Below are 21,803 nucleotides of genomic sequence, written 5' to 3'. Positions count from 1 at the left end.
CTCCTCCACCCGGCCGAACCGGTGGTCCTGGCTCGTCCCGCGCGTCGGACGGACCAGGACCACCTGTTCGGGCGGCCACGATCGCCTGGTCGGCGGTCGGAGGGGTCGCGGGGGCGGGGTCGGCGAGCGGGCTGATACGTCACTCACGTCCGGCGCGGGCGCGGACGCCGCGCAGCATCTTCTGCGTCATGAGGAAGCTCACGGGCTGGACCGCCTCGACGACGGCGCGGCCTGCGGCGCCGCGCGGGAGGTAGCGCTCGCGGACCAGCAGGCGTGAGCGCGGCACGCCGTCCTCGCCCGGCGGGAGCGGGCGGACGACGAACGCCCACGAGAACCGGAACGGCATCGTGTCCGGCTGCCCCGGGCCGGGCGTGCCGAGCAGCACGAGGTGCGATCCCGGCTCCAGCTCCGCGACGCGCAGCACGGCCTCGTCGGCGAGGTGGACGTCGTCGCCCACGGCCAGGTCCTGCCAGCGCTCCTCGATCGCGTCGGCGCTGCGGATGTCCAGGCCGACCAGGTTCTCCAGGGCGTCGTAGGAGTAGAAGCCGCCGCGGCCCTGGCCGAGCTGCACGAGCCACGGCCACACGTCCGCCGGTGGCGCGTCGATCGTGACGGCCCGCGTCGCGACGACGGCGCGCGCGTCCGGCACGAGGTCGTCGCCCGGCAGCACGCACTCGTGCTCGCCCTCCCAGGTGCCCCAGGTCTGGGTCATGCGCCGAGTGAGCAGGAGCGCCCCGACGGCGAGCGCCGTCGTCACCACGACCCGGACCCCGCGCACCGCTCCCATGCGTCGATCCTCGGCCGCGCGGCGCGCGCCGCGCGAGGGCCGGAAGTCCCGAGCGCGGCCGCCGTCGGCCGAAGGACGGGCCGGAGGTGGGAGACTCGGAGGCGTGCCGCACGCCCCCTCCCCCACCTCCCTGCGACCGACGAGCGCGGCCCTGCTCGACGTGCTGCGCGCGGGCGGGCGGCGCGACGAGCGGCTGCTGCACGTGCGCGAGCTGCCCGCTCGGGAGGGGGTGCAGGCCGACTGGCCGGGGTGGGCCGACGCGTCGCTCGTCGCGGGCTACCGCGCGCTCGGCGTCGAGCGCCCGTGGGAGCACCAGGTCGCCGCGGCCGACGCCGCCTGGTCCGGTCGGCACGTGGCGCTCGCCACGTCGACCGGGTCCGGCAAGTCGCTCGCGTTCTGGCTGCCCGCGCTCTCGGCGGTGCGGGCCGACGCCGCCGCGCGCGTCCTGGACCCCGGCCGCATCGAGTCGGTCGCACGCCGCGGCTCCGTGCTCTACCTGTCCCCCACCAAGGCGCTCGCCGCGGACCAGCTCTCAGGGCTCCAGCGGCTGCTCGACGCCGCCGGGACGCGCGACGTCCGGGTCGCGACGTGCGACGGCGACACCGGGCAGGACGAGCGGCGGTGGGTCCGCGAGCACGCCGACGTCGTGCTGACCAACCCCGACTTCCTGCACTTCGCGCTCCTGCCGTACCACCGCGGCTGGTCGCGGCTGCTGCGCGACCTGCGCTACGTCGTCGTCGACGAGGGCCACGCCTACCGCGGGGTGTTCGGCGCGCACGTCTCCCTCGTCCTGCGCCGCCTGCGGCGCCTCGCCGCGCACTACGCGCGCGAGGGCGACCGCCCGCCGACGTTCGTCGTCGCGTCGGCCACGACCGCCGACCCCGCGACGAGCGCCGCGCGGCTCGTCGGGGTCGAGCCCGACGACGTCGTGACCGTCGCGCGGGACACCTCGCCCGCGGGGCGCAAGACGTTCGCGCTGTGGGAGCCGCCCGTCGTCGTGGGATTCGACGCGACGTCCGCGGCCGGGCCCTCCGACACGCCCGCCGAGGGCCGCGAGGACGACCCGACCGTCCCGACGACGGTCGACGCCGCGGCGGAGCATCCCCGTCGGAGCGCGACGGCCGAGGTGGCGGACCTGCTCGCGGACCTCGTCATCGCGGGCGCGCGCACGCTCGCGTTCACCCGCTCGCGTCGCGGCGCGGAGTCCGTCGCGGTGCAGACGCAGGACAGCGTGCGCGTCGTCGACCCGCGGCTCGTGCGGCGCGTCGCCGCCTACCGGGGCGGCTACCTGCCCGAGGAGCGGCGCGAGCTCGAGGACGCCGTGCGCGCGGGCGACGTCCTGGGCCTCGCGACGACCAACGCGCTCGAGCTCGGCGTGGACATCTCCGGGCTCGACGCCGTCCTCATCGCGGGGTGGCCCGGCACGCGCATGTCGGTGTGGCAGCAGGCGGGACGCGCCGGGCGCGCGGGGGCCGACGGACTCGTCGCGTTCGTCGCCCGGGAGGACCCGCTCGACACCTTCCTCGTGCACCACCCCGAGGCCGTGCTCGACGCCCCGCTCGAGGCGACCGTGTTCGACCCCGCGAACCCCTACGTCCTCGCGCCCCACCTGTGCGCGGCCGCTGCCGAGAACCCCCTGCGGTCCGACGACCTCGCGGCGTTCGGCGACCCCGACGCGGTGCGCGGCCTGCTCGACGTGCTCGTCGCCCGGGGCGCGCTGCGCCGTCGTTCCTCCGGGTGGTACTGGACGCACGCGCAGCCCGCGTCGGGCATGACCGACCTGCGCGGCTCGGGCGGCGCGCCCGTGCGGGTCGCCGAGGCCCGCACCGGCCGGCTGCTCGGCACGGTCGACGCGGCGTCCGCGGACGGGTCCGTGCACGACGGCGCGGTGTACGTCCACCAGGGCCGCACCTACGTCGTCGAGCACCTCGACCTGACCGACCACGTCGCGCTCGTGCGCCGCCAGGACGTCGACCACGGGACGTGGTCCCGGTCCACGACGTCCATCACGATCGTCGACGAGCCCGCGGACGGGGACGTCGCCGCCGGACGAGAGGTCGTCGAGCGGTCCTGGGGGCCCGTCGGCTGGGGGTACGGCCCGGTCGACGTGTGCTCGCAGGTCGTGAGCTTCCAGCGCCGACGGCTCCCGGACATGCAGGTGCTCGGCACCGAGACGCTCGACCTCCCCGAGCGCACGCTGCCGACCATGGCCGTCTGGTGGACGGTCCCCGCGTCCGTGATCGAGGAGGCGGAGGTCGACGCCGACGAGCTGCCCGGCGCCCTGCACGCCGCCGAGCACGCGTCCATCGGCCTGCTCCCCCTCCTCGCGACGTGCGACCGCTGGGACCTCGGCGGCGTCTCCACCGCCCTGCACGCCGACACCGGCGAGGCGACCGTGTTCGTCCACGACGCCTACCCCGGCGGAGCGGGCTTCGCCGAGCGCGGGTACGAGCTCGGCGCGACGTGGCTGCGCGCCACGCGCGACGCCATCGCGCGCTGCCCCTGCCACGACGGCTGCCCGGCGTGCGTGCAGTCCCCCAAGTGCGGGTCGTACAACGCCCCGCTCGAGAAGGCCGCCGCCGTCCGCCTGCTCGACGCCGTCCTCGCCCACGCCCCCACCCCGTAGAACCGTGGTCGCGCGAGGTAGAGCCCTGGTTTGCGCGAGGTAGAACCGGGTTTCTGTGCCCGACGCCGCGTGGTCGCCTGGGCCGGTCAGGGTGGGTGGTCACCGCGACCAGGGCGCTCGTTCAGCGTGCGGTCGCCGGGCCGGCGCGGGCGGCAGCCGTCGCCCGGCCCAGCGCGACGCCGAGGACGGTGACGCCGGCGGTCGAGGCGACGTCGACCCGCACGACCCCGCCGCCCTGCTCTGCGCACGCGGTGACCGCCACCGCGTTGCGGGCCGCGACCTCACGGGCGCGGCTGCAGGGCTCCCAGCCGTCGCGGGCGGCCGTTGCCGCCGCGAGCGCCGCGAGGTCGGCGCCGGTCTGAGCCGCCCCGCGGGCCGCCTGGGCGTGCGCGAGCGCGCCCAGCCCGAGGGCGAGCACGAGCACGACGGCGACGATGCCGAGCACCAGCACCGTGCCCGCGCCGCGCTCCGCGTCGGGCGCCTCGTCGTGCCGCCCGGCCCCGGCCAGGGCAGCGCGGCGACCGGCACGGCGCCTCGCCCGCGCACGCGCGGCCGCGTCTCGCCGGACGGCGGCCCGCTCCCGGGTCATGGCTCGACCCACGCGACGGCCTCGCCGCTCGCGCGCAGTGGCGACCCCGAGAGCCACCCACCGACGACGGGCGTCGTGACCCGGACCTCGACCCACGGGTCGCCGCGCACGACGCCGACGGTCGCGTCGTCCCCCGCCACCCGGAGCGCCGTCGCGCGCACGGTCGCGTCGTCCTCGCCGATCGCCGCCGCACGGGCTGCGGCCCTCGCCGCGTCGGCGGAGCGCATCTGGGCGCCCGCCGCCGCGGCGAGGGTGAGGACGACGACGAGGACGAGGACGACCGCCGGCAGCGCGACGGCGAGCTCGGCCGTGACCGCACCCCGCTCCCGATCGCCGCGCGACCGGACCTCCGGCGAGCGCAGCGCCCGCGACCGGAAGCTGCGCCACGCACCGGTGCCCGCGCCTGCGTCCTGTCGCACGGCTCAGCCCAGCGACAGCGCGCTGCGCACGATGCCGAGCAGCAGCTCGCGCACCTCGCCGCTCTTCAGCACGACGATGAGCAGCCCGGCAAAGCCCGCCGCCGCGACCGTCGCGATCGCGTACTCGGCGGTCGCAAGGCCGGACTCGGCGTCCTGCCCCGTGCCGTCGCCCGTGAGGCGCGCGAGCACGCGCCGTACATGTCCTGCCATGGGTGCTTCCCCCTTCTCGTGGCCCGCGGTCGCGGGCGTGCGGCGCCACCGTGCCGCACGCAGGCGTGCTCACGTAGGGATCCGACTATCGATGGTGGACGGGACCCTCTCGATCCGGGCCTGTGGACGCCCACGCGCGTAGCATCCTGGCGTGGCACGAGCGTCGGAGGAGGGTGCGGCGCGGACGACGCGCCTCGACCGCGCGCGCCTGGCGGCCCTCGCCGGCGGAATCCTGTGCGTCGTCGTTGCCGTCCTGGTGGCGCTCGCCCCGACCGCCGTCGTGCGCTACCGGCACGCGAACGACGGTTCGATCGCCTGCCTGCTGGAGCAGCAGGCGCCACCCAGGTTCGACGGCTACACCGACCGCGTGGTCGGACGGTTCACGCTCCTGCCGGCCCGCCTCGACTGCACGTGGCATCTACCGGACGGCCGCGAGGTGCACACGTCCCGCACGGTCCTCCCCGGCATCACGACCGCCGCTCTCGTCCTGGGCGGGGTGGGGGTCTCAGGACTAGTGGTCGCAGGGCTCCGCGTCACCCGCCGGGAGCCGTCCGCGTAGCAGGGAGCCGAGGCTCACCGTCCGCCCACCAGACCTGACCCCAGCGAGACGAGGACGGGGACGAGCCCGACGAGCACGAACGCCGGGAGGAAGCAGGCGCCGAGCGGGAGGACGAGGTGCACGGCGAGGCGCGCCGCGGCGGCCTTGGCAGCGGCGGTCCGGTCCTGGCGCGACGCCTGCGCCGCGGCGCGCAGCGCGGGCGCGGGCGCTGCGCCGTGCAGCCAGGCCGGACGCAGCGCGCGCTGCACGACCGCGAGCCGCGGCGGGGCCGTCGCCCAGGCGGCGTCCCACGACGCGCCGAGGAGGAGGGCAGCGCCCGCGGCCCGCAGCGCGGCACCCTCACGACCACCGACGCTCGACCCGACGACGTCCAGGGCGCGCGGCACCGCGGCGCCGGACCGAACCGCGGCCGCGAGGAGCTCGAGGAGCACGCCCGTCTCGAGGGGCCCGGCGTCCTCCGCGCGCTCCCGCCCTCCGCGCCCGGCCCTCCGCGTCCCCACATCCCCCGTCCCGTCAGGGCTTCCGGCCGCACCGTCCTGCTGGGCCACAGCGCCGGCCCGTCGCACGACGGCCGCCCGCGCCGCCCACCACGGCGTCGTCGCCGCCAGGACCCACGCCGTCACCAGGAGCGCGCTCACCGGTCCTCCCCCGCGGCGCGTGCCCGCTCGACGAGCCGCCCGGACCACGTGCGTCCCGCGAGCAGGAGCAGGAGCCCGAGGAGCACCCCGACGGACCCGATGCCGCCGTCGGTCGCGGTGCCGAGCGGGTCGGCGCCGAGGACGTAGCCCAGCAGGACGCCCACGGCCGGGAGCCACAGGAGCACGCGCGCGGTCGCCCGCGGCCCGGCGAGCGCGGCGTCCCGCTCCGCGCGGGCCTCCGCGTCCGCCGCCACGGAGGCCGCGACCTCGTCGAGCACCGGGGCCAGCGGTGCGCCCACCTCGACCGCCAGCCGGCAGGCCGCCACGAGGGCGCGCGCGGTGGGCAGCCCGCCCACGTGCGGCGCGAGGTCGACGACGCGGGGGACGCCCGCGGCGTCGACCCGCACCCCGAGGGCCCGCTCCCACGCGGCACCGGGCGCGGCCCCGGACCGCAGGAGCGACCCCACCTGCGTCACGACGACGCGCACGAGCTCCGGCACGGCCTGTGCCCGGGACCGGCCCCGCAGGTGCAGCCGTCGCCCGGGCCGCGGCGACCACGGGCCGACGACGCCGCGGGCCCGGCGCCCGCCCCGCGCCGTCGCGCACCAGACCGCGGCACCGACCAGCGCACCCACGAGGACCGTCACGTCGACCTCACGCGCACCACCGCGCCACGAGCTCGTCCCAGGCCGGGCCCGCGACGGGCCCCTCGTCCTCGCCGGAAGACCCACCGCGCGGAACCGCCCCGTCCCACGAGCCCGCGACGTCGACCCGGAGCCCGGCCCGGACGTCGCCTCGCACGACACCGATCTGGGCGAGCACGCGCCGGGTCGTGCCGCCCGCGCGCACGCGGCGCAGGTGCAGCACCACGTCGAGCCCGCCGACGGCCTGCGCCGCCACGGCGGCACGGTCCATCCCCGCGAGGGCCGCGAGCGCCTCCAGGCGGGCGGGGATCACCTCGACGTCGTTGGCGTGGATGGTCGCCAGCCCGCCCTCGTGGCCGGTGTTGAGCGCCATGAGCACCTCGCGGACCTCCGCACCGCGGCACTCGCCCAGCACGATGCGGTCGGGTCGCATCCGCAGCGCGGCGCGCACGAGGTCGGCGAGGTCGACGCCGCCCGCGCCCTCGACGTTCGCCCGGCGTGCGGTGAGCGGGACGACGTGCGGGTGGTCCGGGTCGAGCTCGCGCGCCTCCTCGACGCAGACGATGCGCTCGTCGGGCGGGACGAGCGCGAGCAGCGCGGCGAGCAGCGTCGTCTTGCCGGTCCCGGTCCCACCGGAGACGAGCACGCTCGCGCGCGCCGCGACGAGCCCGCGCAGGACCGGCTCCCAGTCGCGCGGGACCGTGCCGGACGCGACGAGGTCGGCCAGGCCGAACGTCCGCGTCCGCAGCACGCGCAGCGAGATCACGGCCCCGGCCCCGCACACGGGCGCCACCACCGCGTGGAGGCGCGTCCCGTCGGGGAGCCGGGCGTCGACCACGGGCGAGGCGTCGTCGAGGCGCTGGCCGCCCGCGGCGGCGAGCCGCACGGCCAGCGACCGCACGGCCTCCGGCCCTCCGAGCGGGACGACGACGCGTTCGAGCCCGGCGCCGCGGTCGACCCAGACCTCGTCGGGCCCGTTGACGAGCACGTCGGTCACCCCCGGCTCGTCGAGGTAGCGCTGGAGCGGTCCGGCGCCGAAGATCTCCGCGTGCGCCGTGCGCGTCAGCTCCCGCAGGGCGGTCGTGCCGAGCACGCGCCCGGACGCCCGCAGCGCGTCGGCGACGGCCGCGTCGTCGGGTCCCGCCGAGCCCGGGCCAGGCTCCGCGCCGGCCCGCACGAGGCGGTCCCGGACGCCGTCCAGCAGCGGGCCGCGCCCCCGTTCCGAGCGTCCCGGCTTGGCGTCGCGCCCGCTCACCCGAGGCTCCCCGCGTACCGCGCCGCGAGGTCACGTCCCGCGCGGACGACCGGCCCGCGCCCGACGCACGGGCCCTGGCCGCGCTCGATCGCTCCGGCGAGGCCCCGGTCCCAGCCGACCGTCGTGGCGACCCCGAGCCCGACGGCGTCCGCGACCTCGCCGCCGGACAACCGCCCCGGAGCCGGCCGGCGCAGGACGAGCGCCGCCGGACCGGGGACCCGGTCGCGCACCGCCGCCGCACCCGCGACGCCGGCCACGTCGAGCGGCGTCACGACCAGCACCTCGTCGCACGCGCCGAGCAGCCCCGCGCCCGCGGCACCGGACCCGAGCGCGGCGCGGTCGACGTCGAGCACGAGCACCCCCGACCGGCCGGACGTGGCCTCGGCGAGCGCCGCCACGACGTCTGCGAGCGCCGCGGGCTCCGGGCCGCCGCCGCGCTCGGTGCTGACGACCGGGACCGTGCCCCACCGCGGCAGGCGTGCGAGGAGGTCCTCGCCGTCGAGCCGGCCGCGCGCGTCGGCGAGGTCGGGCCAGCGCACGCCCGGGTCCTGCTCGATGCCGAGCAGCACGTCGAGCCCGCCGCCCACGAGCGCGAGGTCGACCAGGCAGGTGGGGGCGCGCCGTCGTGCCACCGCCCGGGCGAGCGAGGAGGCGACCACGCTCGCCCCCGCGCCGCCGCGCGCTCCCACCACCGCCACGACCGTCCCGCCCATCGCGTCCTCCCCTACCGCCCGTCGACCGGCGCCCCACCCTGCCGTGGCCGGGCGGGCGGCGTCGGGCGGGACGTACCACCTGTGGACGGGTGCCTCGGCGAGCGCTCCTGTGGACGGCCACGTTGCGCGGCTAGGCTCGCGACCGTGACTCCGCTCCTGGACCCGACGGACCCGCCGCGCGCCGGCCGGGTCGCCGCGTTCTTCGACCTGGACAAGACGATCATCGCGACGTCGTCGGCCGCGGCGTTCTCCCGGCCGTTCTTCGCCGGCGGGCTCATCAACCGCGGGGACGTGCTGCGCAGCGCCTACGCGCACTTCCTGTTCATGGTGGGCGGTGCCGACGCGGACCAGACCGAGCGCATGCGCGCGCACCTGTCGAGCCTCGTGACCGGGTGGGACGTCGCCACGGTGTCGCGCATCGTCGAGGAGACGCTGCACGAGCACATCGACCCCGTCGTCTACGCGGAGGCGGTCGAGCTGATCGAGTCCCACCACGAGCACGGGCACGACGTGGTCATCGTGTCCGCCTCCGGGAGCGAGGTCGTCGAGCCCATCGCGGCGGTGCTGGGCGCCGACCACGCGATCTCGTCGCGCATGGCCGTCGAGGACGGCCGGTACACGGGCGCGATCGACTTCTACGCGTACGGCGAGAACAAGGCGGCCGCGATCCGCGAGCTCGCCGCGCGCGAGGGGTACGACCTGGAGGCGAGCTACGCCTACTCCGACTCGGTGACCGACGCGCCCATGCTGGGCGCGGTCGGGCACGCGTTCGTCGTCAACCCCGACCGGACGCTGCGCCGGCTCGCCGCCGAGCACGGCTGGGGCGCCCTGACGTTCTCGAAGCCCGTCGCGCTGCGCTCCCACCTCGCCGGCTCGACGCCGCTCCTCGCCGCGGCGGGGGTCGTCGCGCTCGGCGTCGTGGCGTGGCTGGTGTGGCGCACCCTGCGCCGGCGGCGCTAGGACCGCCCGCCGCGAGATAGCGACCCCCGGCCGAGATAGCGACTCCCAGCATGATCCAGAAGGGTTTCGGCGCCGGGGATCGCTATCTCGCGGTCCTGATCCGGACGTCCCGGACCAACCGCACCCGGGCGTTCGAACGGTCGTAGAACAGGGTGTGGAAGTCGCGGCCGACGGGTTGCGCTCCCCGCCCGCCCGGGCTGTGATGGAGGGACAACAGCATCTCGGCGGTACCCACGCGCAGGAAGTCCACGTAGGGACTCGCTGACCGGACGAGACCCGGCCACGACGGCCACCTCGCGCCGTTGCAGCGGACACGGTTGCACGCCTGATAGCCGCCGCGATGCTGGCGGGACGGCGCTCCTGACGGGGCGCCGTCGTCGTGCCGGGCGCGTGGTCGCCGCGCGATACTGGAGCCCATGACGTCAGCGCCGAGTGTCTCCTCCTCCATCACCGTCCGCCTGCAGGTCGAGGCGCGCCCCACCGCCGTGAGCGAGCTGACGACGGCGATCGAGCACACGGGCGGGATCGTCTCCGCCCTCGACGTCACGGCGTCGGGCCACGAGCGCATCACGGTCGACGTCACGGTCGCGACGCGCGGCGAGGAGCACGCCGGGCAGATCGTGGAGGCGCTGCGCGCGCTGCCGGGCGTCGTCGTGGACCGCGTCTCCGACCGCACGTTCCTGCTGCACCTGGGCGGCAAGCTGCAGATCGAGTCCAAGGTGCCGATCCGCAACCGCGACGACCTGTCGATGATCTACACGCCCGGCGTCGCGCGCGTGTGCGAGGCCATCGCCGCCAAGCCCGACGACGCCCGCCGCCTCACGATCAAGCGCAACACCATCGCGGTGGTCACCGACGGCTCGGCGGTGCTCGGGCTGGGCGACATCGGCCCGCTCGCCTCGCTGCCCGTCATGGAGGGCAAGGCCGCGCTGTTCAAGCGGTTCGCGGACATCGACGCCTTCCCGATCGCGCTGGACACGACCGACGTCGACGAGATCGTGCGGACCGTCAAGGCCATCGCGCCCGTGTTCGCCGGTATCAACCTCGAGGACATCTCGGCGCCGCGCTGCTTCGAGATCGAGGCGCGGCTGCGCGCCGAGCTCGACATCCCGGTGTTCCATGACGACCAGCACGGCACGGCGATCGTCGCGCTCGCGGCGCTGACGAACGCGCTCAAGGTCGTCGGCAAGGAGCTGTCCGACGTGCGCATCGTCCTGTCGGGCGCGGGCGCCGCCGGGACCGCGGTGCTCAAGCTGCTCCTCGCGGCGGGCGCGCACGACGTCGTCGTCGCGGACGTCGAGGGCGTCGTGCACCCGGCGCGACCGGGGCTGTCGCCGTCGCTCGCGTGGACCGCCGTCAACACCAACCCGCGCCACGTCACGGGGACGCTGCGCGAGGCCGTCGTCGACGCGGACGTCTTCATCGGCGTGTCCGCGCCCGACGTCCTCACCGGCGACGACGTCGCGCGCATGGCGCCCGGCGCGATCGTCTTCGCGATGGCGAACCCGCGCCCCGAGGTGGACCCGGACGACGCGGCGCGGCACGCGGCGATCGTCGGCACCGGGCGCTCCGACTTCGCGAACCAGATCAACAACGTCCTCGCGTTCCCGGGCGTGTTCCGCGGCCTCCTCGACGCGCAGTCGCACCGCATCACCGACGGGATGCTGCTCGCCGCGGCGCGCGCCCTGGCGTCCGCGATCCACGAGGACCAGCTCAACCCGACCTACATCATCCCGAGCGTGTTCAACCCCGAGGTGACGTCGCTCGTCGCCGCCGCGGTCGAGCGCGCCGCGCGCGAGGCGGACGCGACCGAGCCCGCCGCGCTCACCGGCGGGCTCCCGCGCGTCGCGTCCGCGACAGCATCCCCGTCGGCCTCGCCGGCCCCGACCACCCCGGAGGCCTGACCCGTGCAGCGCGTCACCACCCGCAACGCCGCGTTCCAGCAGTGGGAGGCGCTGCTCACCAACCGCACCAAGAGGCACCGCGCGGGCGAGACGCTCGTCCAGGGGGTGCGGCCGATCACGCTCGCCGTCGAGTCGGGCTGGACGGTGCGGACGTGGCTCGTCGACGCGGACCGGTCGCTGTCGGGCTGGGCCCACGCGATGCTCGACCGGGTGCGGACCCGGCGGTTCGCGGTGTCGTCGGAGCTCATGCGCGAGCTCGGCGGCAAGGACGACGACGCGCCCGAGCTGCTCGCGGTCGTCGCGACGCCGCCCGACGACCTGGGGCGGATCACCGTGGGCGGCCGCGCCTCCGGGGAGGACGCCGCGTTCCTCGGCGTCGTGCTCGACCGCCCCACGAGCCCGGGCAACGTCGGGACCGTCGCGCGCTCGCTCGACGCGTTCGGCGGCGGCGGGCTGGTCGTCGCGGGGCACGCCGCGGACCCGTACGACCCGCGCGCCGTGCGTGCCAGCACCGGCTCGATCTTCTCCGTGCCGACCGTGCGCGTCCCCGCGGGGCGCGACGTCCTCGACTGGGTCGCCGCGCAGCGGTCCGCCGGGGTCCCACTGACCCTGCTCGGGACGGACGAGGACGGCGACGTCGAGCTCGCGGACCACGACCTCACCGGCCCGACGCTCGTCCTCACCGGCAACGAGACGTCCGGCCTCAGCGCCGGGTGGCGCGAGGCGTGCGACGTCATGGTGAGCATCCCGATGCTCGGCTCGGCGAGCTCGCTCAACGCCGCGAGCGCGACGACGGTCGTCCTGTACGAGGCGGTCCGGCAGCGCCGGGCGCGCTGACGCTCTCACCCGGGAGCAGCCTCTGCTGCACCGCCGACAGCCGGTGCCGGGCATTTGCGAGCGGTCCCGCCGAATGGTGGACTCCTGTGACCGCGCTCACGACAACGGGTCTAGACTCCCCAAGGTCGGGGCCCACCATCGTGGGCGTCCGACCGTCCTGCGTCCGCCGCCGCTCCCTCGGCGACCCACGCACGGGCGCCGCACCAGAGTCGATGCGCACCGGAGGTCAGCGTGCCAGAGAACGAGTCCACCACCGCGGCGGCGGACACCACCCCCAGCCTGGAGAACCTCCTCCACGAGACCCGGAGCTTCCCGCCGAGCCCGGAGTTCGCCGCGCAGGCGAACGCGAAGCCCGAGCTCTACGAGGAGGCGCAGGCCGACCGGCTCGCGTTCTGGGCACGGCAGGCGAACGACCTCGTCACCTGGCGGACGCCGTTCACGGAGACGCTCGACTGGTCGCAGGCGCCGGTCGCGCGCTGGTTCGCGGACGGCACGCTGAACGCCGCGTACAACGCGGTCGACCGCCACGTCGAGGCGGGCCTGGGCGACCGGGTCGCGATCCACTTCGAGGGCGAGCCCGGCGACACGCGCACCGTGACGTACGCGGAGCTGCAGCGCGACGTGTCGCGCGCGGCGAACGCGCTCGCCGCGCTCGGCGTCGAGACGGGCGACCGGGTCGTCATCTACCTGCCGATGATCGTCGAGGCGGTCGTCGCCATGCTCGCGTGCGCACGGATCGGCGCGCCGCACTCGGTCGTGTTCGGCGGGTTCTCCGCCGACGCCCTGCGCAGCCGCATCGCCGACGCCGAGGCGAAGCTCGTCATCACGGCCGACGGCGGGTACCGCCGCGGCGCGGCCTCCGCGCTCAAGCCCGCGGTCGACGAGGCGCTCGCGCCCAAGGAGGGCGCGGACCCGACGACGGTCGAGCACGTGCTCGTCGTGCGCCGCACGGGTCAGGACACCGCCTGGACCGAGGGCCGCGACGTGTGGTGGCACGACGCGCTCGAGTCGGCCGACACGACCCACACGCCCGTCTGGGTCGAGGCCGAGCACCCGCTGTTCATCCTCTACACGTCCGGCACGACCGGGAAGCCCAAGGGCATCCTCCACACGACCGGCGGCTACCTCACGCAGTCCGCGTACACGCACCGCAACGTCTTCGACCTCAAGGCCGAGAGCGACGTCTACTGGTGCACGGCCGACATCGGGTGGGTCACCGGCCACTCCTACGTCGTCTACGGGCCGCTGCTCAACGGCGCGACGCAGGTGATCTACGAGGGCACGCCCGACTCCCCGCACCAGGGCCGCTGGTGGGAGATCGTCGAGAAGTACAAGGTCTCGATCCTCTACACCGCGCCGACCGCGATCCGCGCGTGCATGAAGTGGGGCGAGGAGATCCCGGCGAAGTTCGACCTCTCGTCGCTGCGCGTCCTCGGCTCGGTGGGCGAGCCCATCAACCCCGAGGCGTGGATGTGGTACCGCCGCGTCATCGGCGGCGACCGCACGCCCATCGTGGACACCTGGTGGCAGACGGAGACGGGCACGATCATGATCTCCCCGCTCCCCGGCGTGACGGCCGCCAAGCCGGGCTCCGCCCAGGTGCCGCTCCCGGGCATCGTCGCGGACGTCGTCGACGACGAGGCGCGCTCGGTGCCGAACGGCGGCGGCGGGTACCTCGTGCTGTCCGAGCCGTGGCCGTCGATGCTGCGCGGCATCTGGGGCGACCTCGAGCGTTTCAAGGACACCTACTGGTCACGCTTCCCGGGGATCTACTTCGCGGGCGACGGCGCCAAGAAGGACGAGGACGGCGACATCTGGCTCCTCGGCCGCGTCGACGACGTCATGAACGTCTCGGGCCACCGCCTGTCGACGACCGAGATCGAGTCGGCGCTCGTGTCCAACGAGATCGTCGCGGAGGCCGCGGTCGTCGGCGCGAGCGACGACCTCACGGGCCAGGCCGTCGTCGCGTTCGTCATCCTGCGCGGCGAGCACGCGGCGAAGGCCGCGGACGCCGAGGGGGCCGCCGCCGTGCAGACCGACCTGCGCAACCACGTGGCGAAGGAGATCGGCCCGATCGCCAAGCCGAAGCGCATCCTCGTCGTGCCGGAGCTGCCCAAGACCCGGTCCGGCAAGATCATGCGCCGCCTGCTGCGCGACGTCGCGGAGAACCGCACCGTCGGCGACGCGACGACCCTCGCCGACTCGTCGGTGATGGACCTCATCTCGGCCGGCCTGCAGAAGCCGTCGTCCTCGGAGGACTGACCGGCCTCCGCCGACCACGGGGTCGGTGTCGTTCTCGCGGGGAGAGCGACACCGACCCCGTCCGGACCCGGTCGCCCTCCCGCGCTCGGCGGTCGATATGCCCGTGCCCGGCGTCCCGCGGACGGCGTAGCGTCGGGACGTGCCACCCGTTCCCGCGGCCGACGGTCGCGCCCTCCTCGTCGAGCAGCTCGACCTGCGCAGCGACTGCGCGCGCTGCACCGGCCTGTGCTGCGTGGGGCTGCACCTCGTGCGCTCCGCCGACTTCGCGATCGACAAGCCCGCGGGCGCCCCGTGCCCGAACCTGCGCGACGACTTCGGCTGCGGCATCCACGCGCGGCTGCGCGAGTCCGGGTTCCCCGGCTGCGTCGCGTACGACTGCCTCGGGGCCGGCCAGCGGGTGACGGCGGCCGTCCGGTCCGCGCACGACGGTGCGACGTGGCGCGACGACCCCGCCGCCGCCCGCGACGCGTTCGCGGCGCTCCCCGTCGTCACGCAGCTCCACGAGCTGCTCTGGTACCTCGCCGAGGTGCTGACGCTGCCCGCCGCCGCGCCCGTGCACGACGACGCCCGGCGGGCCCTCGACCGGACCGCGCCCCTCGCGGAGCTCGCGCCGGCGGACCTCCTCGCGCTCGACGTCGGCGCCGTCCGTCGTGACGTCGGGCCGCTGGTCGACCGCGCGAGCGCGCTCGTGCGCGACACGGCCCGGCGCGCCGCGTCGCGCCGTCCTCCCCGTCCGGACGGAGCGGACACCGGGTCGCGGGCGGCACGCGGCGGACGACACGCCGAGGGGCACGACCGGGGGAAGCCGGGGCACGCCGTCGGGCACCGGGTGCCGGACGGCAGCGCGCGCCGCCGCCTGCGGCCGGGTGCGGACCTCGTCGGCGCCGACCTGCGCGGGCTCGACCTCACCGGGTCCGACCTGCGGGGCGCGCTGCTGCTGGGCGCCGACCTGCGCGACGCCCGGCTGGACGCCGTCGACCTCCTCGGCGCGGACCTCCGGGGAGCCGACGCGCGCGGTGCCGACCTCGCGCATGCACTCTTCCTCACCCCGGCGCAGGCCGGCGCCGTCCGCCGGGACGAGCGCACGACCCTCCCTGCCACGCTCCACCCCTGACCCGGGCGCACCGCGACATCGGCACTCCCTGTCGAGATCGGCAGCCGCGACTGCCGATCTGGACCGGGAGCGCCGATCTCGGCGGCCGTCGGCGCGGACGCAGTCGGCTCGACCGCCGTCAGCGCAGGGTGGCCCGCCGTGCCAGCGGGGCTGCGAGCACCGCGCACACGGCGACGAGGACCGCCGCGCCCCAGGCGAGCGAGCCGTACGACGAGAACCCGATGATCGCTCCGGCGAGGATGCCGCCGACGGCACCGCCCGTGTTCATCGCGAGGTCGGAGAGCCCCTGCACGGACGTGCGCGACGGCCCGGGCGTCGCGTCGACGAGCAGCGCCGACCCGGCGACGAGCCCGCACGACCAGCCGAGCCCCAGGAGCACGAGGCCGACCGTCAGCCGCGCGGAGTCCTCCCCCGGCGCGCCTGCGACGACGACCGCGGCCGCGAGGAGCAGCGCGCCCCCGACGTAGAGGACGCGCGCGTGCCCGACCCGGTCCGCGAGCCACCCCACGACCGGGCTCAGCGCGTACATGCCCGCGATGTGCGCGCTGATGACGAGCCCGACGACCTGGAGCGTCGCGCCGCCGTGGTTCATGTGGACGGGCGTCATCGACATGAGCCCGACCATGACGAGGTGGCTGAGGACGATCGCCCCGAGGGCGAGGCGCGCCGTCGGGCTGGCCGACACGACGGCCCACCCGGCGCGCAGGCCGTCGCGCCACGACGATCCCTTGCCGTCACCCGGTCCGGCCCCCGGCGCCGCGCCCGAGGCCGCGCCGGGCACCGCACCTGGCCCTGCGTCGGGCACCGCGTCGGACACCGCGTCGGCTGTCGCGCGCGACGCGAGCAGCGGGTCGGGTCGCAGCCAGACCACGACGACGGCAGCCGCCAGCGCGAACGCGACCGCCGCGAGGACGAACGGTGCGGCGCTCGGTGCCGTCGAGCCGTGCTGCGCGTGCGCGTCGCCGCCCAGGCGCAGGCTTGGCCCGGCGACGCGGTCGGCGAGCCCGGCGAGCGTCGGACCGACGACGGACCCGACCGTCGTCGCCCACACCACCACCGACAGGTCGCGCGCCCGCCGCTGGGGCGTCGCGAGGTCGGTCGCAGCGAAGCGCGACGCGAGCCCGGCCGCGGTCCCCGACCCGAAGAGGAGCATCGCCACGACGAGCAGCGGCCAGGAGCCCACGAGCACGGCGACGGTCGCAAGGACCGCCCCGCCCGTCGCGACGCCGAAGCCGAGGAGGAGGGACGGCCGCCGCCCGCGCTGGCCCGCGACGTGCGCGAGGGGCAGCGCGACGAGCGCGGCGCCGACGACGCCCGACGTCGACGTGAGGCCCGCGATCGCGTCCGACCCCGAGAGCGCGGACGCGACGAGCGGGGCGACCGCGATCCCGCTCGCGACGCCCACGCCGGAGAGCACCTGCGTCGCGGCGAGGGTCGTCAGGGTGCGGCGCTGCGTCGGGAGCGCGGGGACGTCGTCACGCACGTCGGAGGTCGGGGTCGACGGAGGCGTCGACGGATCGGGGGCGGGCGGCTCGGTGCTCACCGGAGCACGGTAGGTCCCGGCGGGCCGCCCTGACGAGCCCTCACGCCGCCACCGGGCGCCGAGATCCTGCCGCGTCGCCGCGCCCCGGGCTCGTCCCCAGAGCGCGCAAGACCCCGCGTGCGGCCTCACGGCCGGCCCGGTTCGCGCCGATCGTCGACGCGCTGGGCCCGTACCCGACGAGCTGCACGCGGGGGTCGCGGGCCGCCGTCGTGCCGTCGAGGACGATCCCGCCGCCGGGCGCGCGCAGGCCGAGCGGCGCGAGGTGGTCGAGCGCGGCGCGGAACCCGGTGGCCCAGAGGATGACGTCGGCGGGCTGGAACAGCAGGCCGTCGTCGTTCGCGCCCGGGGCCCACTCGACGCCCGACGCCGTCACCCGGTCGAACATGGGCCGGCGCCGCAGCACCCCGCTCGCGATCCCCGCGCGGTAGCGCGGGGAGAGCGGGAGGCCGGTGACGGAGACGACGCTCCCCGGCGGGAGGCCCGCGGACGTCCGCTCGGCGACGCGCGCGACCGCGGCGCGACCGAGCTCGGGCGAGAACTCCTCCTCGACCCACACCGGCTCGCGGCGCGTGACCCACGTGGTGCCGGACGCGTGCGGGGCGATCTGCAGCAGGAGCTGCGTCGCGGACGCCCCGCCGCCCACGACCACCACGTGCCGCCCCGCGAAGTCCGCGGCGGAGCGGAAGTCGTGCGTGTGGAGCTGGCGGCCGCGGAACGTCTCCATGCCCGGGTAGCGGGGCCAGAACGGCCGCGTCCACGTGCCGGTCGCGTTGACGAGGGTGCGCGTGCGCACGGTGAGCCCGCGCGCGTCCGGCCCGGTGCCGACCGTCGCGCGGACACGCAGCAGGGCGGGGTCGTCGGGGTCCTGGGACACGTCGTCGACGGTGACCGGGCGCACGACGCGCAGGTCGTTCTCGCGCTCGTACGCCGCGTAGTAGCGCGGCACGGCGACGTTCGCGCGCTCCGCGGGGTCGCCGGCCGGGAGCGGGACGCCCGGGAGGTCGTGCACGGCGTGCGTCTCCGCCATGGTCAGCGAGTCCCAGCGCTCCTGCCACGCGCCCCCGGGACCACGACCGCCGTCGAGCACGAGCGGGTCGAGCCCGGCGCGCCGCAGGTGGTACGCGGCGGAGAGCCCCGCCTGCCCGGCGCCGACGACCACGACGTCGCGCACGGCGCCCCACGGGCCACCGGCGCCCCCCGCACCCGTGCCCACCGTGTCCCGCACGTCCTTCACCTGGCTCACGTCCCCCTCAACGACCCGGCCCAGCCGAACCTTCCCCGCCACCCAGCAATGTGCCGAACACGACATGAGGGGCGTTATCGAGCTGATGGCGACCTCCATGTCGTGCTCGACGACGGGCAACGTCGGGTTCGGCACGGCGCGGGCGCCGGGGGCAAGATTGGGCGGTGGAGACCGCGATCCTCTGGCACACCGGGCCGCTCATCGACGACGTCGAGATCACGCAGGTCCACGAGCTCGCCGCAGCGGCCGAGAGCGCGGACGGCGTCGCGCCCCTCTCCGAGCAGCCGCTGCTCAACCTGCGCGAGGCGACCGACGACGTCGTGCACCTCCTCACGTGGCGCGAGGGCGAGCTCGCGGGCTACGCGCAGGTGGACAAGCGCGGCGACGCGCCGAGCGCGGAGATCGTGGTGAGCCCCGCGCACCGCCGGCACGGGCTGGGGTTCCACCTGCTCGGCAGCGCCGCCGACCGCGCGGCCGAACCGCGGCCGAGCGACCACGAGCAGGGCGCCGACCACGACGGGCAGCCGCACCCCTGCGCGGAGACCGACGGCGAGCCCGCCCGGGCGCCGCGCCCTCCGCTGCGCGTGTGGGCCCACGGCGACCTCCCCGCGGCCCGCGGCCTCGCCGCGCGGGCGGGGTACGACGTCGTGCGCGAGCTGCTGGTCCTCGAACGGCCGCTCGCCGGACCGCAGGAGCGCCCCGCCGTCCCCGACGGCCTGCGGCTGCGCGCGTTCGTGCCCGGGGACGACGACGACGCGTGGGTCCGGGCGAACGCGCTCGCGTTCGCGCACCACCCGGAGCAGGGCCGGCTCACCGTCGACGACCTGCACGCACGGATGCGCGAGGACTGGTTCGACGCGGCCGGCCTCCTGCTCCTCGAGCGCGACCCGGCGCCCGGCGACGGGGCGCCCGGGCTCGTCGGGTTCGTCTGGACCAAGGTCCCGACCGGTCAGCCCGACGGCGCGCGCGAGGGCGAGATCTACGTCGTCGGGGTCGTCCCGACCGCCCAGGGCGAGGGGCTCGGCCGGCTGCTGACCGCCGTCGGGCTCGCGCACCTCGCCGACCGGGGCGCCACGACCGCGGTCCTCTACGTGGACGGCGACAACGTGCCCGCCGTCCGCACGTACGAGCGCGCGGGCTTCACGCGGCGCGCGGTGCACGTGCAGTACGCGCGCCCGACCGCGCGGTGACCCGTGTCACGCACCGTTCACCAACTGGTGCCACCATGAACCCATGACCGACACGTCCACGCAGCGCACGCTCGACCCGGACCTCGCCGCGCACATCGCCGAGCACATCGCGGAGGAGCCGGAGATCGGGCAGGTGGGTGCGGAGCTCGACCTCGGTCCGCTGCCCGACGACCGGTTCGCCGACCGCGAGCTGAGCTGGCTCGCGTTCAACCAGCGCGTGCTCGAGCTCGCGGAGGACCCGAGCCAGCCGCTCCTGGAGCGCGTCCGGTTCCTCGCGATCTTCGCGTCCAACCTGGACGAGTTCTTCATGGTGCGCGTCGCGGGCCTCAAGCGCCGCATGGCGACGGGCATCGCGGTCACCGCGGCGTCGGGCCTGTCGCCCCGCCAGGTGCTCGACGCGATCAGCGAGCGCGCGCACGACCTCATGGCGCGGCACGCGCGCGTGTTCGCCGACGACGTGCAGCCCGCGCTCGCCGCGGAGGGCATCACGCTCGTCCACTGGGACGAGCTCGAGACGCGCGAGCAGGAGCGCCTGCACAAGTTCTTCCGCAAGCAGATCTTCCCGGTGCTCACGCCGCTCGCCGTCGACCCGGCGCACCCGTTCCCGTACATCTCGGGGCTGTCGCTCAACCTGGCGGTCGTCGTGGCCAACCCGACCACGGGCAAGGAGCACTTCGCCCGGGTCAAGGTGCCGCCGCTGCTGCCGCGGTTCATCGCCGTGGACGCGCGCGGGCGCCCGAGCGCGCCGACGTCGCAGACCGCCGCCCCGGACCGCGGGCCGACGTCGTTCGTGCCCATCGAGGAGGTCATCGCCCAGCACCTCGACCACCTCTTCCCGGGCATGGAGGTGCGCGAGCACCACCTGTTCCGCGTCACGCGCAACGAGGACGTGGAGGTCGAGGAGGACGACGCCGAGAACCTGCTCCAGGCGATGGAGAAGGAGCTCCTGCGCCGGCGGTTCGGCCCGCCCGTGCGGCTCGAGCTCACGCCCGGCATCAGCCCGCGCATCCGCGCGCTGCTCGTGCGCGAGCTCGGCGTCGTCGAGGAGGAGGTGTACGAGCTGCCCGAGCCGCTCGACCTCACCGGGCTCAACCTCATCGCGGACCTCGACCGTGCGGACCTGCACTTCCCGCCGTTCGTCCCGACGACGCACCGGCTCCTCGCCGAGGTGGAGAGCTCGTCCCCGACGGACGTGTTCGCCGCGATCCGCGAGCGCGACGTGCTGCTGCACCACCCGTACGACTCGTTCTCGACGTCGGTGCAGACGTTCCTCGAGCAGGCGGCGGCGGACCCGGCGGTCCTCGCGATCAAGCAGACCCTGTACCGGACGTCGGGCGACTCGCCGATCGTCGACGCCCTGATCGACGCCGCGGAGGCGGGCAAGCAGGTGCTCGCCCTCGTCGAGATCAAGGCCCGGTTCGACGAGCAGGCCAACATCTCCTGGGCGCGCAAGCTCGAGCAGGCGGGCGTGCACGTCGTGTACGGGATCGTCGGGCTCAAGACGCACTGCAAGCTCTCGCTCGTCGTGCGCCAGGAGTCGGACGGCCTGCGCCGCTACTGCCACGTCGGGACCGGCAACTACCACCCCAAGACCGCGCGTCTCTACACCGACCACGGGCTGCTCACGTGCGACCCCGACGTCGGGCAGGACCTCACGCGCCTGTTCAACCAGCTCTCCGGGTACGCGCCGCAGTCGCGGTTCCACCGCCTGCTCGTCGCGCCCCGCACCGTCCGCTCCGGCCTGGTCGAGCGGATCGACCGCGAGGCGAGCGCCGCGCGCGAGGGCCACGAGGCGTGGGTGAAGATCAAGGTCAACTCCGTCGTCGACGAGACGACGCTCGACGCGCTGTACCGCGCGTCGCAGGCGGGCGTGAAGGTCGACCTCGTCGTGCGGGGCATCTGCGCCGTGCGTCCCGGCGTCCCCGGCCTCAGCGAGAACATCCGGGTGCGCTCGATCCTCGGCCGCTTCCTCGAGCACTCGCGCATCTACGCGTTCGCGAACTCCGCGGGCCCGGCGATCGGCGAGGGCCCGGACAGCGGACCCGAGGTGTTCATCGGGTCCGCCGACCTCATGCACCGCAACCTCGACCGCCGCGTCGAGGCGCTCGTGCGCATCACCGACCCCGACCAGGTGATCGAGCTGCTCGACCTGCTCGACGCGTCGATGTCGGAGCGCACCGCGTCGTGGCACCTCGACGCCGACGGCACGTGGCACCGGCCGGAGTCGGGCCCCGACGGCACGCCCCTCGTCGACCTCCAGGCGAGCCTCGTGCAGCGACAGCGCCGCCGGCTCGTCGGGAGGCGGTAGCG

At 76.1% G+C, this 21,803-nt stretch carries 19 protein-coding genes; 9 read left to right on the top strand and 10 right to left on the bottom strand.

Annotation, left to right across the window (positions count from 1 at the left end):
- Positions 1 to 139: 139 nt before the first annotated feature.
- A complete protein-coding gene (locus tag ACZ402_RS01745) occupies positions 140 to 787 on the bottom strand; it encodes an SRPBCC family protein (protein WP_375822509.1) in 648 nt (215 codons plus the stop codon).
- A 103-nt stretch (positions 788 to 890) separates the two neighbouring features.
- On the opposite strand from ACZ402_RS01745, the gene ACZ402_RS01740 reads away from it, so the two are divergent.
- Positions 891 to 3,413 carry a DEAD/DEAH box helicase gene (locus ACZ402_RS01740; RefSeq protein ID WP_375822510.1) on the top strand — a complete coding sequence of 841 codons (2,523 nt, stop codon included), beginning with the start codon at positions 891 to 893 and terminating at the stop codon, positions 3,411 to 3,413.
- A 121-nt stretch (positions 3,414 to 3,534) separates the two neighbouring features.
- Here the strand turns inward: ACZ402_RS01740 and ACZ402_RS01735 are convergent, their stop codons facing one another.
- Genes ACZ402_RS01735 through ACZ402_RS01725 form a run of 3 tightly spaced genes read right to left on the bottom strand, consistent with a single transcriptional unit; the run spans position 3,535 to position 4,631 of the window.
- Positions 3,535 to 4,002, bottom strand: coding sequence for an Rv3654c family TadE-like protein (locus ACZ402_RS01735; protein ID WP_375822511.1), 468 nt, complete (start codon positions 4,000 to 4,002; stop codon positions 3,535 to 3,537).
- On the bottom strand, positions 3,999 to 4,421 hold the full coding sequence (locus ACZ402_RS01730; RefSeq protein WP_375822512.1) for a TadE family type IV pilus minor pilin: 423 nt from the start codon (positions 4,419 to 4,421) through the stop codon (positions 3,999 to 4,001). The genes ACZ402_RS01735 and ACZ402_RS01730 overlap by 4 nt, the downstream gene beginning before the upstream one ends.
- A gap of 3 nt (positions 4,422 to 4,424) precedes the next feature.
- Positions 4,425 to 4,631 carry a DUF4244 domain-containing protein gene (locus ACZ402_RS01725; RefSeq protein WP_375822513.1) on the bottom strand — a complete coding sequence of 69 codons (207 nt, stop codon included), beginning with the start codon at positions 4,629 to 4,631 and terminating at the stop codon, positions 4,425 to 4,427.
- A gap of 151 nt (positions 4,632 to 4,782) precedes the next feature.
- Here ACZ402_RS01725 and ACZ402_RS01720 point away from each other — a divergent pair, with 151 nt between their 5' ends.
- Positions 4,783 to 5,190, top strand: a complete 408-nt coding sequence (locus ACZ402_RS01720; RefSeq protein ID WP_375822514.1) for a hypothetical protein — start codon at positions 4,783 to 4,785, stop codon at positions 5,188 to 5,190.
- A gap of 14 nt (positions 5,191 to 5,204) precedes the next feature.
- Here the strand turns inward: ACZ402_RS01720 and ACZ402_RS01715 are convergent, their stop codons facing one another.
- From ACZ402_RS01715 to ACZ402_RS01700, 4 genes are read right to left on the bottom strand one after another with little or no spacing between them, the layout of a single operon-like run.
- Positions 5,205 to 5,828, bottom strand: a complete 624-nt coding sequence (locus tag ACZ402_RS01715; protein ID WP_375822515.1) for a type II secretion system F family protein — start codon at positions 5,826 to 5,828, stop codon at positions 5,205 to 5,207.
- Complete coding sequence (locus ACZ402_RS01710; protein WP_375822516.1) at positions 5,825 to 6,475, bottom strand: hypothetical protein; 651 nt, start codon at positions 6,473 to 6,475, stop codon at positions 5,825 to 5,827. The genes ACZ402_RS01715 and ACZ402_RS01710 overlap by 4 nt, the downstream gene beginning before the upstream one ends.
- A 7-nt stretch (positions 6,476 to 6,482) precedes the next feature.
- The gene (locus tag ACZ402_RS01705; RefSeq protein ID WP_375822517.1) at positions 6,483 to 7,727 is read right to left on the bottom strand and encodes a TadA family conjugal transfer-associated ATPase; all 1,245 of its coding nucleotides are present in this window, start codon (positions 7,725 to 7,727) and stop codon (positions 6,483 to 6,485) included.
- Positions 7,724 to 8,440 (bottom strand): CpaE-like family protein, encoded by a 717-nt coding sequence (locus tag ACZ402_RS01700; protein WP_375822518.1) that lies wholly within the window; start codon positions 8,438 to 8,440, stop codon positions 7,724 to 7,726. Before ACZ402_RS01700 ends, ACZ402_RS01705 begins: the two co-directional genes overlap by 4 nt.
- Before the next feature lie 144 nt (positions 8,441 to 8,584).
- On the opposite strand from ACZ402_RS01700, the gene ACZ402_RS01695 reads away from it, so the two are divergent.
- The 5 genes from ACZ402_RS01695 to ACZ402_RS01675 all read left to right on the top strand — a co-directional run bounded on the left by ACZ402_RS01695 (position 8,585) and on the right by ACZ402_RS01675 (position 15,517).
- Entirely contained in the window at positions 8,585 to 9,400 is an 816-nt protein-coding gene (locus tag ACZ402_RS01695) for an HAD family hydrolase (RefSeq protein WP_375822519.1), read from the top strand.
- A 416-nt stretch (positions 9,401 to 9,816) separates the two neighbouring features.
- Positions 9,817 to 11,304, top strand: coding sequence for an NAD-dependent malic enzyme (locus tag ACZ402_RS01690; RefSeq protein ID WP_375822520.1), 1,488 nt, complete (start codon positions 9,817 to 9,819; stop codon positions 11,302 to 11,304).
- Between the two features lie 3 nt (positions 11,305 to 11,307).
- Entirely contained in the window at positions 11,308 to 12,141 is an 834-nt protein-coding gene (locus tag ACZ402_RS01685; protein WP_375822521.1) for a TrmH family RNA methyltransferase, read from the top strand.
- A 231-nt stretch (positions 12,142 to 12,372) separates the two neighbouring features.
- Entirely contained in the window at positions 12,373 to 14,403 is a 2,031-nt protein-coding gene (gene acs, locus ACZ402_RS01680) for an acetate--CoA ligase (protein WP_375822522.1), read from the top strand.
- Positions 14,404 to 14,542: 139 nt separating this feature from the next.
- Positions 14,543 to 15,517 (top strand): pentapeptide repeat-containing protein, encoded by a 975-nt coding sequence (locus tag ACZ402_RS01675; RefSeq protein WP_375822523.1) that lies wholly within the window; start codon positions 14,543 to 14,545, stop codon positions 15,515 to 15,517.
- Between the two features lie 118 nt (positions 15,518 to 15,635).
- Here ACZ402_RS01675 and ACZ402_RS01670 read toward each other — a convergent pair whose 3' ends face one another.
- Both ACZ402_RS01670 and ACZ402_RS01665 read right to left on the bottom strand, forming a co-directional pair.
- On the bottom strand, positions 15,636 to 17,060 hold the full coding sequence (locus tag ACZ402_RS01670) for an MFS transporter (protein WP_375822524.1): 1,425 nt from the start codon (positions 17,058 to 17,060) through the stop codon (positions 15,636 to 15,638).
- A gap of 40 nt (positions 17,061 to 17,100) precedes the next feature.
- The gene (locus ACZ402_RS01665) at positions 17,101 to 18,231 is read right to left on the bottom strand and encodes an FAD-dependent oxidoreductase (RefSeq protein WP_375822763.1); all 1,131 of its coding nucleotides are present in this window, start codon (positions 18,229 to 18,231) and stop codon (positions 17,101 to 17,103) included.
- A 236-nt stretch (positions 18,232 to 18,467) separates the two neighbouring features.
- Between ACZ402_RS01665 and mshD the strand changes: the two genes are divergently transcribed.
- Entirely contained in the window at positions 18,468 to 19,493 is a 1,026-nt protein-coding gene (gene mshD, locus ACZ402_RS01660) for a mycothiol synthase (RefSeq protein WP_375822525.1), read from the top strand.
- A 43-nt stretch (positions 19,494 to 19,536) separates the two neighbouring features.
- A complete protein-coding gene (locus tag ACZ402_RS01655) occupies positions 19,537 to 21,801 on the top strand; it encodes an RNA degradosome polyphosphate kinase (RefSeq protein WP_375822526.1) in 2,265 nt (754 codons plus the stop codon).
- Positions 21,802 to 21,803: the final 2 nt, after the last annotated feature.

Source organism: Cellulosimicrobium sp. NPDC030954 (genome assembly GCF_055571305.1).
Note: the sequence above shows the minus strand (reverse complement) of the source record. Positions and strands in the feature narration are given on the sequence as shown.